This window comes from Thermosporothrix hazakensis, from assembly GCF_003253565.1.
Lineage (GTDB): Bacteria > Chloroflexota > Ktedonobacteria > Ktedonobacterales > Ktedonobacteraceae > Thermosporothrix > Thermosporothrix hazakensis.
Genome location: NZ_QKUF01000030.1, coordinates 37904 through 55588, shown reverse-complemented (window position 1 = coordinate 55588; position 17685 = coordinate 37904). Strand labels below are relative to the sequence as shown.

At 48.1% G+C, this 17685-nt stretch carries 6 protein-coding genes; all 6 read right to left on the bottom strand.

Annotated features, from left to right (window positions below; genetic code table 11):
• Positions 1–8: 8 nt before the first annotated feature.
• Positions 9–4739, bottom strand: a complete 4731-nt coding sequence (locus tag EI42_RS26115; protein WP_170142921.1) for an Eco57I restriction-modification methylase domain-containing protein — start codon at positions 4737–4739, stop codon at positions 9–11.
• A 424-nt stretch (positions 4740–5163) separates the two neighbouring features.
• Entirely contained in the window at positions 5164–8352 is a 3189-nt protein-coding gene (locus tag EI42_RS26110; protein WP_111325584.1) for an NACHT domain-containing protein, read from the bottom strand.
• Positions 8353–8871: 519 nt separating this feature from the next.
• On the bottom strand, positions 8872–10323 hold the full coding sequence (locus EI42_RS26105) for a hypothetical protein (protein ID WP_137686250.1): 1452 nt from the start codon (positions 10321–10323) through the stop codon (positions 8872–8874).
• Between the two features lie 91 nt (positions 10324–10414).
• Entirely contained in the window at positions 10415–10969 is a 555-nt protein-coding gene (locus EI42_RS26100; RefSeq protein ID WP_111325582.1) for a hypothetical protein, read from the bottom strand.
• A gap of 302 nt (positions 10970–11271) precedes the next feature.
• Positions 11272–14124 carry an RNaseH domain-containing protein gene (locus EI42_RS26095; RefSeq protein WP_170142920.1) on the bottom strand — a complete coding sequence of 951 codons (2853 nt, stop codon included), beginning with the start codon at positions 14122–14124 and terminating at the stop codon, positions 11272–11274.
• 28 nt (positions 14125–14152) lie between these two features.
• Entirely contained in the window at positions 14153–17674 is a 3522-nt protein-coding gene (locus tag EI42_RS26090; RefSeq protein WP_111325580.1) for a pPIWI_RE_Z domain-containing protein, read from the bottom strand.
• Positions 17675–17685: the final 11 nt, after the last annotated feature.

The window sequence follows — 17685 nt, the reverse complement described above, 5'->3', positions numbered from 1 at the left end:
TCGCCTCCCTACCCCTCTACTTCCTTTCCTGTTTCCGCCTCGATCACAGCGATCTCCTCATCTGTGAGCCCGTAGAGCCGATAGACAATCTGGTCTATCAGAGCATCAGTTCGACGCAACTGCTTCTTCAATGGCAGGATCGTTTCCAGACTCTTCTCGTATTCCGCAATGATCTCTCCTTGAAGGCTGGCAAATCGCGGCCACGCAGCCAGACGCGCTTTGTTCTTCTTAAGGGTATCTATCAGGCCTTCCGCTGAGAGCTTCACATCCCTCTCCTGATACTCGCCTGGATAATTCAGCAGCTTATCCTTCTTGGCCAGCGACGCAAGGCCGGTTCGCCCCTGCCGATCAGGCATGATCCTAATCGTGCGTTCCAGCCAAGAGAGGAAGTCTTTTTGCGCCTGCTGTTTCTGCTTGTTGAACACCAGCATCTGTTCTGCCAGAAAGGCGAGCAGATCGCGGATCACATCAGCAGCCTCCGGCTTCTTCGATAGATGAAAATCTACAAATGCAAGCAGGTCATCCATCTCAATCGCTTCCCGCTTCAGATAGGCCTCATAGAGCTGGCGTGCCTCCGCAAGGGCGGCATAACGCTCCACCTCGGGGGTTACGTCTTTGATTTTGCGGATGGGAGTTTCATTAATATACTGAGCAAAAAAACGCAGGTATCCGCCTCTATAAAGAGCAGCCTTATCTCTATAGAAGAACTCTATCAAAGAACTATTAAGCAATGCAAGTAAAGACAAAGAGCTAGAACAAATCATATAAGCCGTATTCAAGGCATATTCCCCATTTGTGCTAAGAGTAAAACTTCCTTTATTTGCCATATCAGGGAATATAATTTTCGGCTTCTCAAACTCTGCATAATATGCGGTAGTCGATTGTAGTTCAAACCATTGATAGGAACCTGGAGCCCTTCCATTCCATTTGCCAGCTTTCCTGGGATCCCAATCCCTTGGTCGTGGCTCTAACCGTTCTCTAAATTGTTCTAGATACTCTCTTATTGCCTTGTACTTTGAAAGCTTAAACTCTCCTCTAGTAAAGATAAGATATTGTTGTTTGAATTCTATTTCATACCGATTAATATCCTCTCCCTCAAGAAGCGGTTTAATAATCTCCGCACTGGCGGGGTCCTGTGCAATCAGGCGATCACGTGTCTCCTGATTAATCACAAAAGCCTCATTGCAGCCTGTCTTTATGCCGTAATAAATCTTGTTCGGCAAATACTCCTTCAGAGGGACACTGCATGCCTTGATCTTCTGTAAAACGCTCTCCCCATCCTTATTAGCAAGCGACCAGTTAGCACTCTTCAACGCATCTTCAGGCAACTCAACCAGACTACCTTCAAGCACGGTACTCAGAGAGAGTTTGGGAAGCTGATTGAATTGCAACCTCGTCACTTTGGTATAGGTTGTCGGCGTCCCTGTACGTTTCGCCTTTCGGGTGAGCAGGATCAGCGGGTAGGTGGTCGCGTCACCAAAGACGGGGAGGTCACCAAAGTCAATCAGCTTGTCAACATAGACTGGATCGTTCGCGAGGTACGCCCTGATCTCCTTGCCATAGTTCGCCCGCATGAACTTATTGGAGGTAATCATGCCAAAGCGCCCGTTCTGGTGCAACAGCAGATGACCCAGTTCGATGAAATAGGTTGAGAGGTCAGCGGTCCCATTATAGACAGAGTAGAGGTGTTGCAGGACATCTTTGAGCGATCCGAGCCGCTCCTGACGTACATAGGGCGGGTTGCCAATCACCACATCAAAGCCGCCATCCTGTTTGAAGCGGGCCTTTTGCTTCCCATTCTCTTGTGTGATCTCAAAGAAGGCCTCGGGAAACTCAAGCTCCCAGTGGAAGAAGCGATACTCTTGAGCATCAGCGAGCGCGTTCGCGACAACCTGCTGCTGTTCCTCGTCCAGGAGAGTGAGCGTATTGTCACGACTCCATTCCTTTGAAACGGCGTTGCGCAGAAAATCGAGCGCGACATTCTGCTCTTTATTCTCTTGCTTCGCCTTTTGTCTCTTCGAGCCACTCTTATTGCGAGACCAGCGACTGAGATAGACATGCATCTGCCGTTTGAAGGGAAGGAGTGCACGTTCAGCGTCTTTATGCTTTGCCTTGCTTTGTTGCACCTGTTCCTTCGTGACATCGCTTAAGTGGGCAACCGCAAGTGCATTTCCGGTTGCTTCGGGAATATCGTTCTTCCATTCCACCGTGCTATAAAAGAGCGATCGCGGTGCAAGGGCTGTGATATCGCTCTGGGCCTGGTCAAGCCATGCTCCCATCAACGAGTTGCCACAGCGCAAATGGTGATCCAGGAAAGAGAGCGGCGCACCCAGGGTGAAGCTATCGAGCCAGAGGCTCACTTTTGCCAGCTCAACCGCCATCGGGTTGATATCCACACCATAGATGCAGCGTTTGAGCACCTGACGCTTCAGCAGGTTAATATCAGTCAATTTCGTTTCATCGATCTTGACACCCTGCCTCTCAACTTCGTCACGAATGTCCTTACGCATTTTTTGAAGATGATGCATAACAGGGTTCCAGGCAAAGCGATCCAAATATTTCACCATGCGATCGGTAATCAGATCCACCGCCTCAACCAGGAAATGTCCGCTACCCATCGAAGGATCAAGCACCTTGAAATCGAAGAAGTCTTCGATCAGCGCCTGTGCCTCGGGCAACTGATAAGCAGCTTCTTCTGCCTTTGCCTCGTTCTGCGTCTCTGGTGATAATTCTCGCATAATCTCGCGTTGATGGCGTAGCTCAAGCTGGAGATCCCGAAAGCGAGGAAGAAGCTGATTCAGCTTATCATCAAGCAGCTTTCCAATCGTTTCCTCGGCGATATATTTCACCACATAATCAGGGGTGTAGTAGCTACCACTCGTCTTCCGTTCGCGCTTATCATTAATCAAATAGATATCGCCGGGTTGGTAGATCACCTGCGAGGTTCCAGGCCGAAGCTGGATCGGGTGCTTGTGGGTCCTGCGGGCCTCTTCAAGCGAAATGAGCAACTCTTTCTGCTCGCGCTTTTTCCTCTCGCGTACTACAACCATAGGTTGCGTTGCAAGCTGAAGGGAGAACTCAAGCAGTCCCTCATAGATGCTACCGAGCTGACGCACACCAAGCGTCTTATAATCGACCGGAATGAGCTTTGCCGCCTTCTCATCTTCGACGCGAGCCAGACGATCGAGGCCAAGTGCCAGATAGCGATCAGGGATTTTCAGCGTATTGAGGAAGCGCACAACCTCAGCTTCTGCGGGCGTACCTGCTTCGTCCGGCTTCGTCAAAAAGAGGCCGCCATTATAGAGAGGCACATTGAGTTCCACGCTTCCCCCATCAATCGCCTTGAATAGTTCCTGAAGCCGCTCATACATCTCTGTAGAATGGTCATCATAATACGCTCGAATGGTACCAGGGGCTTTCTCTTCTTGAATGCCCGCAACAGAGGCAATAGAGAGTTTCAATTTGTTGATACTCAGGCGATAATAGTTTGTCTCCTCGGTTGTCTCGTCGTTGGGCTTCTCAATTGGCAGGAGCTGACGGCTTTCCGCGTAGAAGAGAAAGAGCAGGCGATAGAGAAAGGTCAGGGTGCCATCAAAAATTGCTTTCAGAATCTGTTCCTGCTGGTGGGCAGGCAGCGTTTCAGGCTGTGCAGGATAGAGCCCGTGCTGTTTGCCATATTCAAGGAACCCCTGGGCCAGATGGGGAAAGACCTCCTCAAAGATACGATTCTTGAGCTGTTCTTCGAGGGTGTGAGCATAGAGCCCGCTTTCGCGGAAGATCTTCTCCAGCGTGATAGTGTCCTGCTCATCAAGCGTTGTCACCGCCGGTCTGAACGATGCTGCCCGGAAAAGAAACCAGAAATACCGAAAGGCCTCTGTAGGATCCAGCGGCTGCATACGGGCGATCTCATCAGGATATACTTCAAGATAATTCGTGCTTCTGCTATGTGCTTGCGCCGAATAGAGCCGCCACTGAACCCCGTTTGTCAGGATTCCCCAGGGGATTTCACCCGTTTCGTCACTCTGCTCAAAGAGCGAGACAACCGCCGCCCCGGGATTGTCAAGACGACGTTCCGGATCCTGCTCAACGTCATACAGCGAGTCAAGATCTCCCTGTGGACGATCAAGATTGCGTTCCCACGCGTAGGCAAGACAGAAAGCGACAGCAGGCGTGATCCGGTTCCCAGCGGCATCTTTGCGATAGAGCAAATAAAATGGGGGATGACTCTGCCCTGATGCTGGTTTCTCTTCCACATCGAAGCCGAGCAGTTCAAGGATAGGCCGGATCAGTGCTTGCTGCAAGACCCCGACAGGCTTCCCCTGACAGGTCTCCCTTGCCTCATCATAGAGCCGGCAAAAGTTAGTAAAGGTCCGGCCGAACGTACGGCTTCTTGCGCCTTCTCTAGTCTCTCGCCAAGCGGTTTCCTCGGGGAGGCGATACTCTAAATAATAGTCCGAGAACAGAGAGCGATTGTTAAAATATTCCTTGCTCCAGTAGGCAGTTTCATAGATAGTATATAAGCGGTCAGCATAGCTTGTAACATCTTCGCCTTCATGCCGCCTCAGCATCTGGAGCAAGCGAAACGAGACATCATCCAGAGCCGAGCGCTTGATCTGAAAAGAACGGGGCACCCCCCCGATGTAGACCTGATTCCCTTCTTGATCGTGCTGAACGACATCAGCACGAAACATGAGGAAGAGAAATTCAAGTATCTCATAATCGTTTGTTAGGATCAACAAACTATGTAGGCCACGTTTCTGAATGGCCCTCGCAATTTGCGTCCGATGATCCTTTCTTATTGAGAGCCCCTGTATTTCTACCAGGTAGACAGGGAGTTCCAGCGCCCCATCACGTAAGGACGCAATACGTTCAAAGTGAGAGATAGAAGTTTCAACAGAGCCTAAATTATATGCAGCAGGTGATAATGGTTCACGATCTATATCAAATCCAAGCCTCCCTAAGAGGCTAGCAAGAGCATCTTTATTAGAGACATCTTTAATGTCGTTCCTTTGTATCTCCAGATACATGGGGGTCCCTCTCCCTGTTTTTCTCACATCGCCGCGAGGTGGCTGCACTACGCATGAAGAAAGCCTAACATGAAGAGAGAGGGCTGTCAAGCAATAGCTGCCCAAAAGAGAGAAGGCAGCTTTCCATGCCTTCTCCTTATCTCGAAGCAAGGCCAGAGATAGCCTCAATTTCTGGAGAAGAGATCTTACCGGACGAACGGTTCTTCACAATATGGATGCTTGTTCTCCGGCTGATGTACCAGAGAGCTTGAAGGGCGGCTTCGCGGGTAGCTTGTTCATGATTGGCAAGATGCAGGAGCAAGCGTACCGTTTCTTCCTCACCTTCTCTCTTCTTAGCTGGTTCCAGACCGAGAGTACTGATGATCGCATTTCGTAGATTGAGCGAGATTTTTCCCCGCTTGAGCAGTGCTCGAAGGTCCTCAATACACTTACTGGCTTTTTCCTGAACCAGGTGTTTGAGAAGAGCAAGACGAACCGTCCCCTCAATATGTACGTTCTCAAGCAGCTCTATCTGCTCCTTATCAGAAAGCTGCTGGAATGCGCGCTTTTCCGCGGAGAGGAACTCATGAGCACTTTGCAGCACCTCCAAGGGTTGCAATTGAGAAGCTGGATCCCCTAAGGCATAGCGCACACGCGCTACTGGTGAGATCTGCCCAGTTTGTGGTATAGACTGGAGCACAGCCACAACCTCAGGCCGTTGCAGTTCGGAGAGCAGCGCTTGCTGTCCTTCTTGGTTCAGCGGAGCGGATAGTATTCCTCTATAGAGTGCCTCAACTAGCTTGTCGTGCCAGAGCTGATTCAAGCGCTGATCTTGAAGCACTTCCCACAGCCGCTCCCGAAAGAATGAGAAGGAGAGATTCCTCAAGAGCATAAAAGGGATATAGGAATATAGGAGTCTCTTTTGTTTCTCGCTCGGCCCTTGAAGAATGACCGTAAACACGATCTCTTGTGCCTGCTCTCGAAGCGCAAGCGAGGTAGCAGGCGTCATCAACAGGGCAAGAGCACATAGAAAGCGCGTCAACTCATCGTGTTGCGGTAGCAAAAACGACTCGGTAATGAGTCCCCGGCGCGCGAAACGAACCGCAAGTGAGATACGCAATCTCACATCTTCTTTTTTGTCCTGCATCTGTATGAGCAATATCTTATCGAGCGTTGGCAGCTCCAGGCGGGCAAGCAAGATGCAGATGTCATAGCGGAGCCCCGGATCAGCGGCTTGATCCTGAACATAGCTGAGAAGCTGTTGCACCAGTGATTGTTCAAGCTTGAGATCATCCTTGCAGCGCTCTAAACTCTTCAGTATCGTTGCTGTCACTCGCTCATCTCCTGCGGCCTGCAACAACCAGGAGATGAGTTGCTTCAATTCATCTGTGGCTCCCGGCCTCCCATAGGCAGCAAGCAAGGCCTGACGCACAGGAAACGGCCCCGTTTGCATCAGCACGAGCAGATCTTGCTGCAATCCATTATCGATATCCATCAACCCAAGAAGCACCGAGGCAGCTTCTTCCCGTACCATTGCATATGAAGTTGTCTCCAGTAGGTTTAACAACTGCTCTATAATTTGCTGCTGATGTTTTGGCTGCGGAAGTTCGGGGTGAGAATATGCATCGAGACAGCGACCAGCAAGCAAACAGTTTCTTGCAAAGAGATCTTCGATAAGCGTATTCGGATCAAGTAAGGCATCAAACAACAGATGAATACGACGCGTGCAGCCAGCATAGAGCAAGAACACCTCCTCCCACCATGCCTTCTGACGATGTTGCAATGCTTGCATCAGGAGATGTTGCTCCTCATTCTCTGTGCGCTCAGTTACACCAGCAATACAAAGCGCCGCAAAATACTCCTGGAAGGTCAGATGCGAGAAACTATATAAATGCTCTCCTCGCTTTTCTAACAGGCCATTATCGCTACAAATCTCCTCCAGGAGCTGTCTGGCCACCGTCTGATCTCTCTCAGGAAACCACTGCTGCTTCTGACAGAAATCCGCGATAAATGTAACAACCTCATCCTCAGTGAAGTCGCGTGTATACTGCTGATGATAATGCCAGGCAAGGTGAGCGAGCAGCTCACGCTTCAGCTCGGGCTTTAGTAGAGCATTCTCTGGCCGAGAGAGAAGGCGCTCACGATCCCATCCCTGAAGCATGAGGTCAACGATCTGTTTATAGATATCAGCTCGTCGCTCGGGCAGATGACCATTCTGACTGAAAATGAGCACAATATAGGTGAGCAGAAGGGGATTCGTTGCGAGAAGGGGTAATCGTCCTGTTCCGGGAGCATTCCACTCAGCCTTGAGCCTATGGGCAAGATGAGCTTGTTGGTCCCCAAACCATTGATCAATAAAGCGTTCAACATCCGCATGCCGGAACGGAAGAATCTCGTATTCAGGGAACGGTAATGGCGTTCGTTGCCGCTGTTTATATTCAGCCAGACGAGCAGTGATAATAAGTTGAATATCGGGATAGTCTGCAACGATCTGCTCAACCGCATCGAAAATCTTCTGATAGGCCTTCCTTCTCTCTTGGGAAGCGCTTTCAGCAGGAGCCTCATCAAGCGCATCAAGCAGGAGCAGCAAAGAACCATTCTTTGCCTTCTCCTGAAGATACGCTCTGGCGTTCTCCTTTCCCTCAAACCGCACTTCCAACAGCTCACTCAGATACTCGATATACGAGGTTGCTTCTGACCTAGCAAAATCACTTAGCTCGATATAAAACGGGAGAAGTGTATCTTTTCCCTGTATATATGCCATAGCAGATTGGCGAGCCACCAAAAGCAGGAGAGTAGACTTTCCAGATCCTGGTGCACCAAGTATCAGTAAGCGTTTTTCACGCTGAAAAATCTCATCAAAATCGTGAGCCTGTTTATACTCTTCCTCTGTCTCTTGCAATGACTGCTGCATAATGAGCGCGGGATCAGCGTTTTCGCGATTTATCACCCTCTGATAGCTCAACAAGCGAAGTCGTTGCGGGACATGAATGTGAGCAAGGGGAAGCCCTTTTGCCATCGGTAGATGCTTTACCAGGATGTAGCGCTCATCGCGAAGCAAGCTGTCGAGATACTCCACTTCATGCTCTTCCTGAGTCTTCTTTCTCGTTTGTTTTTCTGCTACTTGCTTCTTTTCCTCTGCTTCTCTTCGACGCTTTTCCTCGCCACGTTGCTCCCAGGGCTTAATGGCAAGCAAAGTAACAAGGAAACCTACGCCGTTTATAAGCAAGGCAATAATAGGCCCGATGATTTCTGGCTGAATGATCCAATTAAACACTGCGTGCCAGGAAATATCAAGAAAAAGAAATGCGAATTGAAGAAGAGGTATCAGTGCATACTCTACCATACTTACGTGCAATCCTTGCTCTTTCTATAGGTGAATAGCTTCCTTCAAAACAAGAAGAAGATGAAAAACTCTCATTATACACCTATTGCATTCCATAATTGGAATATCAAAGGGGGTAAGCATCCTCTAAAAAGATTGAGTGCTCTCTAAATGAAAAGAACCCCTGGAAAGAAGTAAGAGTCATTTTTACTCTTTCAGATGGTTCAGCATGACACTTATATCATACGTTATTTTCTTCGTATCATCAAAATTACCGGTAACATTTATACTATTCTCATAGAGTTAACCAGACCAAGCTACTCCTTTTTTAACAAGAAAGCCACAGTTCATGAGATATTCACCGCATCGTCCCGTACAAATTCTCAAGCTCGATTTCAATACAGCCCCCTATCTTCCATTATTGAGCACGCAAGAAATCCAAGCAAAAGAGCCTGGTACCCTTACTTACCCAGACTTTTAGAAAATAAAACTTATCCGATGATCCGTGCAGTACTCTTTGCTCTTTCCCTATCCAGAAAGCTACACAACTTCCAAAGTATAAGGAAAGCGGTCCCACTCCTGAACATAGCACCTGAGCAGGCTACACAACTTCCCTAAATAGTTGTCCCCTGGCTGTAAGTCGAACAACTGAGGAGCCTCCTGTATCGCCTCAAGCGCGATGGAGAGATCGGGAAAGGATCGTAATAGCTCGATCTCAGGCCTCGCAGCCTGGCAAGCCGATCGAAGCAATGCCACCTGATCCAGCATCATCTTCAGTGGCTCTTGCATCCTGACTAGGTCATATTTACCAATACAGATCATTCCTGGCAGTTGCTGCTTAGGCCAGGGTTGACAGACATCAATGCAATAATGAGAGGCACGATCCACATCTATCAACTCAGCAGCGAAGAGAGCTTGGCGCCTCAGGAGGCACGAGGAACAATATCCACAATGGATCTCAATGTGCTGATCCCATTTTTTAATTCGTGCAGGGAAGCTATCACAGGAGATCGTCCTAGCGCCAAGGAAACCAAGCTCTGCATCTCGCAGCTCTCGACAGAGTTTACCTTTCGTCTTCAAAAGGTTGGGAGCCCTATAACACATCTTTATGCCAAGTGTGTCAAGGAGCCTATTCATCAGAACAATGGTTTTCGGATGTACTGCACGAGTCGTGTGTGCCCCCAATTGCCGCCCATTAAAGGGAAGATTTAATAGTCCCAGCCCATTTTCAAGCGTCACAAATTCCTTCCTCTGAGCAACGTAGGTTGCAGCAACGCCAAAAGAGAAAAAGAGAAATCCGCGTGTACGCTGTGTAGGCTCTTTCTTGGTCTTCTTCGGTGGTTTCAAATGAAACGGCATACGTACAAAAGCTACCCTGTCTTCTTCAAAGTGGGGTCGCAACTTACAAATTTGCTGTTTAATGACGCCATCCAAACGCTTCGCAACAGAACTCACCAAATGAATTCCCCACTGAGGATAGGAGTGCAAAATTGATACAACTCCAGCCAACGAATCTAAGCCTCCACTATAAAGGGCAACCACCATCTCCGGACGAGAAAATAGCGGCAACTGTACCGCTCCCACCTTCTGATCATTCATTCTCCTCTGTCTCAGCACCTTCCGAAAATGGAAGGACCAACTATCATCAGTCATCCATTGAAGAAGTTCCTCTAGAGTATTTTTCACGGCCTTATCATTCCATAGATCCGGCTCTCGTACCCCTATTGTTAAGTCAAACTCGCGTCTCCATGCCTTGAGAGGCATATATAGACCTCCATGATTATGAGGTCGGCTATTACAATAATCCGCACATGCGATCGTTGCAGCTATATCAAGAAGATCCGCAATAAGATGAGGTAGCAAATACGTGCTTTGCTTACCCAGGTGGGAATCATCTAAATAATAATGGGTACTCTGTGCTCTATTCGCCTCTCCCCAAAATCCATAGACACCAGCATTGCTCAGATCAAGTGTATAGGTTGCTTCCTTCACTGGAACGTTCCTCTCATCGCTTGCGAAACATGCCATACGAGAAAACAATTTGGAAAGAACCTACAAACAAACATCCCGATGAAGCGAAGATCTATTGCCGCAATTGCTGCCCTACCTGCCTTGCACCAGCCTCAAGACACTGAAGGACTGCTCGATATGCCTCAAACGCTTTTGCATTGTCTGCATATATTCCGCCCACAGAGATGGCCCGGGCTGCATCCAGACAGCAATGACAGATCACATCCTTTACAATCTCGGTCGCCAGATAAGTACTCAATTCCTCATCACTCTGCAACGATGGCACAACGCCCACAGTAAGTTCGATGGCAATCCTTCGCGCCGTGCGAATTGCCACATGTGAGACACGATGATCTTTCACCTGAGCTGTAAGCACCACAAGTTGTTGCGAGAGACGATTTTGCATATCCATAATCAGTAGGGAGTTTTGTAAACATACGCGGTTGTACTCATGAAGTGCAGCTTCTAGTTGGGGAAAAACAGGACATCCATAACCTACCTTGAACATCTTCTCAGCAACCTGTAGTGCTTCTGACGCTATCTTGCTACTTGGCTCACCACGAAGGAACTTTTCAAAAACATCTCTCCACTTCCCGATGATTGGAGTCAATTCATCATTGTCAATCATGCGCTCCCTCGATTTCTATTCACTCTCCTTTTTCCAATATACCATGCTATATTATGAAATGCCATAATTATAAATGCCAAATCTTCATCTCTTTTAAAATATAATACTTACTCTGCTTGCTTTCTCACATAGCATCTATATTTCTGCTCTTCTTGCCAAGATATACAGATGCGTTAGGTTGCAGGCATCTCTTTTTTCATATAAAAAGGCTCACATCTTCAGCAAAACGCGGATTTATAAAAAGAGCCTGGGCAATCTCTCCTTACCCAGACTCTATGGACCAACTAAGCCTGTTCCTCTTCTCAACCCGTAACATGCTCCAGCATGCATATCTGATCATCAAGCATACAGGCAGCAAGGTGCAGCGGATATGGAAGCGTTATATTGCCACCACCCCACGCAGGATGAATGCGCAAAAAATGCGGAATTCGACACCACGCAAGCGGATCATCACCCTTCTGAAGAAAGAACGGTACCATCTCAACCATTGTCTGGTGCTTAAAGGCAATCCCGCCTCCTTCATCCATCTTATATAGATTCTTTCTATTCTGGTCCTTCGAGGTAATCGGCAACTTCCCGATTGAGAAGTAGTGAAAGAAAGGGCTCTCAGCCTGCTTATCAATAAAGCCTGTCAACTGCTTGAAATCCTGCCCTTCCTCCATCTCCCCTTCTTCGTCAAAAACCACTGGGAAGTACTGCGGAGTCTCCCCAGATGAACCAACTGTACGCAACCGGATAATACGAAGATATGGAAGATCTTCAGGTGTATAGATGCGTCCACAGGCCTTTACATGGCTTAAATCGAGTCTATCTTTCACCTGCATGGCGTTTGAGAATTGCGGCAAAACATTATAATTACGCCAATCTGTCGCCTCAAGCAAAACAAGCGTCGGCACGTGATATGCCTCCGTAAAAATCCGAGCCGCAAATTGCGCTTGGTCTGCCGGCTCTAAAGCGATTTTGTCTTTTTTCCCCCGCATAAAGACCTCGCCAAGCACTTTCCGCGCATCTATAAGGGGAAGCCACTGCAAAGATGAATCGGGCAGTAATACTTGAAATGTTCCATCGTGTCGGTAGCGCACTGCTATTGGATAATTGATCGCTACAGGCAGGTTCTTACGCAGTTTATAGAGCCCAATTACAGAAAGTTGTTTCGCCTGCTCCTGTGCTATACCTGCTTTTGCATAGAGCTCAACAGGCGCTCCATAAACCAGACCTGTTTGACGATAAATCAGATCCAATACACTATTGCTCGCTCTTGCAGCTTCCGCCTTATCAACATGACCATCACCATCTACTTTAAGCGGGAATATGACCTGAGAGGCGATGTCAAGTTTATTACATGCCCAGCGAACCGCTCCTTTCACATTCTGGCTTGCATGAGGGTTATCATCTGTCGTTCCATTGGAAGACATCTGTTGCTTAGAAGATTGCTTCTTCTCCATAGGAGTCAGTTCAATCAACGCAAGCCTGTAGCCGGAAGCCTCAGGAAGCAAAGTCCGGAGATAAGTTTCCCAGGCCCGGGCTTTGTCCCGGAATGCTTTCTGCATCTGCTTCTTCCATTCTTGATTAAATTCATGACGTTCCTCTGCAGAGAGCTTGTTAAAGCGCTTTTGAGGATCAAGTGAACCAGGATCCAGAGGCTGAACAAGATCATCAGGAATAGGTTGAGAGGGCACAATTATCCTAACTGTTTCAGGCAAAGGCATATCAGCATCTAAAAAGAGCGCATTCCGTATTTCCTGCTCGAGAATGCGCTTTGTAAGGCTATTCTGCCAGCAGAGAAAAATGCACACCATCTGATTTCCAGTAGCCCTCTGTAAAGCCTGGTACACAATCTTCTGCCTCTCCATCTGATTAAGCCTCTTATTCTCATCTTTGGTCTGTCTATACGTTTTTCTCAAGAATTGCTTCTTTTGAAAATCACCAATATCGAACATAGAGGGAGGAAGCTCGTTCAAATACATCCGGGAATTCGGCATATCAGAAACCAGCGTTTGACCACAAGAGATTTCAAGACCCAGAATTTCACTTACAGATTCAGCAACTTCTTGGATTTCGGCGAAATCAAAGCCTGTCTTAATTTTGTGATAAGGCCGAAAACCTTCGGCATACACAACATAATATTGATCGTATCCTGTTTGCTCACTCGCGGCTCGATATTTTTGCGGCTCCCGTAGGATCACCGCTGGCGACACCAGATCTCGCGCTTTCATTGCAGATAAAAGCTCTACGAGATGATCATCCCAACGTGGGCTATTCGATCCACCTGTCAGCGGCAATGATACAAGCGTTGGAGACCATCCCCATCCCGCTAAACGAGGTTGGTGAACACCGACTCGCACAGACACGTCACGCATATAGTTCACTCTGGTAATCTTTTTATCAACATAACGCGTACAACGTATATATAAATGGATCCAGCGGTGTGGACTTCCTACCTGCGTTTGTAAACGGAATTCTAATTTGTAGGCAAAGGTCCCTTCACATATATTTCCTTTGCGATCCGTATAGCTCGCTAAAAAAGGTTCGCTCACTACAGCTAGTCCATACATACCATCCTGCATCAGGCGCCAGGAAACCTTTCTTCCATGAATATTTGATTCTTTACCCGCCATTAGGGACGCAAATAGACTCGGAATCGCCTGATAGCCTAACTGTGTTCCTTTATTAAGATCGCGAAACAGCAAAGCAGCATCTGTTTCGTACCAACGCTGAAGCGGCTGCTGTAGACGGTCAAGAAATTGCTTATATACGTCCTTGCCAACCCCCTTCTCAACAATATCTCGAAATTGGTCCTGTCCCCATTGCTTTCCCCATTCATACACTAAGTCGCTGATTTGTTCCGGCGTTGGACGATCTTTTTTCTCCGTACCAATAATGAGCATCTGCCGTTCATAGTTACCAGTATCAACATTTCTATGTGAGAGAAATGGATGCGCCAGCGTGGGCGCGAGCGCGGTGAGAACTGTATTAAGCCGACGATAAGGCAGATTCCTGTCACGCCCCTTTTTAGTCTGATAGTGCTGCATCTTCGCGAGAAAATCTTTGCAATCCTGTTCGTAGGCAAACGGAGAAAACGAAACAGCCAGATCTCGCAGATAGGACTCATCGATACGAAAGCGCAAAGGTACAATAGATGAAAATTTGTCCATTCTTAACTCACTTTCTACCACACTATGACTATTCCGGTTGAAAATTGTGAATATCGACCAGAGCATCTACAATCGAAGCGTAAAGCCCTTCACCAATTGGAGACTCCATATAGTCCTGCAACACCTGTATCACTGCTGCAAGCAAACTCGTATCTGCTGCTTCTTTACTATCGGGTTGCCTCGCTGTCTTTGGGGCCCAAGCAGCATCAATGAAGTAGGCCCGGAAGGGAACACCGCCACGAAGTAGGCGCCCACATGCCTGAATGATATGGCCAGCCGTTGTCGCAGCCAGGTTAAGTCGCTCACTATAGGTTATGTTACCGTTCTCATCTTCATGTTCCAGAAGGCGATAAAAGCTTCGTAATTCTGCTTTCCGCCAGTATGCACTTGCTATCCTGCGTAGCTCAAGCGCCTTACCAATCAATTCCGGCTCTTGCCAGGCCGGAAACTGTGAATCTTTACACCAATCGAGCGTTCGGCGATTGAGCTCCTGTGCCAATACCTGTGTATCAGCAGGAAAAGGCATAGGTCGCGTGAGGAAGTAGATAGAGCCAAAAGCGGCTTTTCCTTCACGATTGAGAATATTATATCCTCGACCGATAGCCTGCAATGGAGCTATTAGAATTTTTCCGTTCGTTAAAGCAAAATCCTCTACATCACTTCGATATAGAGTGTCATCCACCCTCTCCTCATCCTCAGCAGTTTCAGCTTGTGAGAGATATTGTATTTCCCCAGGTGCTGCTGCCTTCCACTGACTGCTCGCTCTGAGCGCCTCAAAAACGTGCTTCGCCTGTTCATATGAGTTCACGAGGAGCAAGAGGCGCTCTCTATCTCTCCAGTAGTGCGGCTGCTGCTGCCCGAGTTCCCGTAGTTTTTCTAGCTCTTTCTTAAAACTTGCCCTTGATACATGCTGCTCATCAGTCAACACCCGTATCATGTTTTTCAGCGCTTGAAGCATATCGTCAGAGCCCGAAACACGAATTGGCAGTACCTTATTACCCTCCTTCTTATACTGAGGACAATAGAAGAAAGAACTTTGCGCGATAGCCTGCTGTGCCCCTAATGATGGATCGAGCATTCCCTGAGGCTGAATGTCAATATGCCAGCGCGAAGAATGAGGCAACCAGGAGGTTCCTGAGAGAGCTAAGACGTTTGGTCCACGTCTTCCATCAAGATTCGTAAACAGTTGGTGGAAGTTCATCGTGTACCATCGCCCAATGTTTTGATATGCGAAGATGGAGAGACTAGCTGGACCTCTCTGCTTTTTCTCCTCATTCCGCCCAAGTTCTATCTCTTTGGAGTAGTAGGTCCCAAACATACGACCGGTTGGAGGAATAGGCAGAACATCCATCAGGTACCGTGGAGAACGCTCCAGTGAATGTTCATTAAGCGCTGTCATCATGTTCTCAGGCTTGTTGTACCATTCATAGAAGACAATTTGAACGTTGCGATCGAGAGTCATGACATTCAACACAAATTCCAGACAGAGGGCAAATGTATCTCTTGTTGGAAGCGGTACCGCTCGAGCCCCTCGTGTCTGCTTCTGCGCATACGTTCGCTCCAATTGTTGCATTGTTTGCTCAATATTGGGAATAAATGCTTGAAGCCAAGACCAGCATTCCTCTCTTATCGCAGGATTATGGCCACTATCGCCCGCCGCGATGATAAACCGCATAATCTGTGCTAAATGGGAAACGGCATCCTCCTCGCGCGCCTTCACTCCAATTGGCAACCTCATAGTTAGAGGATCTCTGTAGCTCAGTTGCTCGAAGTAGGCAACAATTGCCTGTACTTCTTTGCTTGCCTTTATCTGATCCAATTTTTTGAATTCCTCAGAGTCCCATTCTGGATACCCAAGTAACCTCCAGACAAGTTTATAAGCGAGTGTGAGCGCCGTAAAAAAATGACGACCAATCCAATGGCGCAAAAAAGCTCCGTGCTCGATATCTGCAAGGCTACTAAGAATATTAGAGATAGCAGTCAAGGACTGTCGTTCTGCCCCTAACCAACGACGCGTAGCAGCTGGCTGCGCTCTTTGAGGAATCCAGGCTTGAGCAGACTCAACATCTTCTACATCCAGAAGTCCATTGCCAATCGCTTCATTCGTTAAAACCGTCTCTCCTGCGAAAAGATCATCAAACCAGGCCTGAACCATATCTGCCTCATCAAAAATGACGAGGTCAGATTGCTCATACACTATATTTGTCAAATGTACCATTCGCTTCTCAACTTGTGCGGGAATACGAGAAACTCCTAACGCTCCAGGAGTAGTAATCCAGATGCGTGCACCAGGCATATCACGATACAACTGTTTCGCCGGACAGGTGGCAAAGAGGGGGCAATACTGATAGTTCTTACGCTGTTTTGGTTTTTTGAGTGGTTTATAAAGCGCCTCACAAGGCTCATTCCCTGGAGTAACAAGCTGTGCCGGGCTATCTGTCACTAGCGCCTGGAGGGGACAGGCAATATTCAACCAACGTAGAGCCCAGTGATCTGAACGAAATTGACTTGAACGATAGAGATGCTTCAAATGCCGATCCCGCGTTGATCGTCCAAGGAGAGGAACAGCAACGGGCTGCTCTCCCCATTGACAAAATAGCCGATTGAAATCGTCAGCCAGGTTCAGGGCTGACATCGTATCTCCAACCACAAGTGTGACCCGCATATCCTTTTCTGGATGAAGGGCCGCATCCGCTAATATCAACTTCGCCATCGTTGACTTACCAGAGGCAACCGCGCCAACAACATAAGCATAACCATCCAGTTTCAAAGGAGTCGTATTCTTCTCAGTAAGACTCCCATCTGAAGCCACAGCACGATACGATATCAGGTTCTCAACCAGATCTACCCAGCTTGTGCGAGATCCTAACGCTTCGGCCAGACCACGCTCTTGCCGTAATTCCTCTATTTCGACCGCAATCTTGCGGAAGTCTTCATACGAATAGTTCATTGGGCCCCGATCGCGCGGACTGGTAAACCAGGGAATAGCGCTACTAGCCATCTCCGCAATATCTTCGGGAATCGCTACCTGAACAACCTGCTTTCCATGCGTCGTGATAGCATCAAAACAAAAGATGTTCGCCTCCGCAGGTCGAATCGTTCTTTGGGCAAAGGGTAATACACTCGCAAGCGTTTTGTCATAGACAAGAAGTCGTTCCTGAGGGCAGCAGGAAGTAGGCAAGAGCAATTGTCGATCTGGATCACCCGGTTGCACAACATAGCAGCGCCAAGCTTCAGGAATGATGGCATATTCTCTCAGCGCGTGTTCCCAGGCAAAGCGCCCAGAAAAGGGGAGCAGGACACGCGCATTTGCAATCGCTCGTCTCTGACGCTCATTCCATGCGATGAGGCGCTCATCAGGGAGAGGTAAATCATCCAGTACCACCCAGAGAACGGTTATTGGCTCGTCACAGAGATCAAGCCATTCAAGCAGCCTCAAACCAAGCTCAACCCGAACTAGGAAAACATATCGGCCATCCAGAATTTTTCGTTTATCCTGAGCCATCAACTTCTGTACGAGCGGACTATACCACTGGCTTCTATCATACATTAGCCACCCCT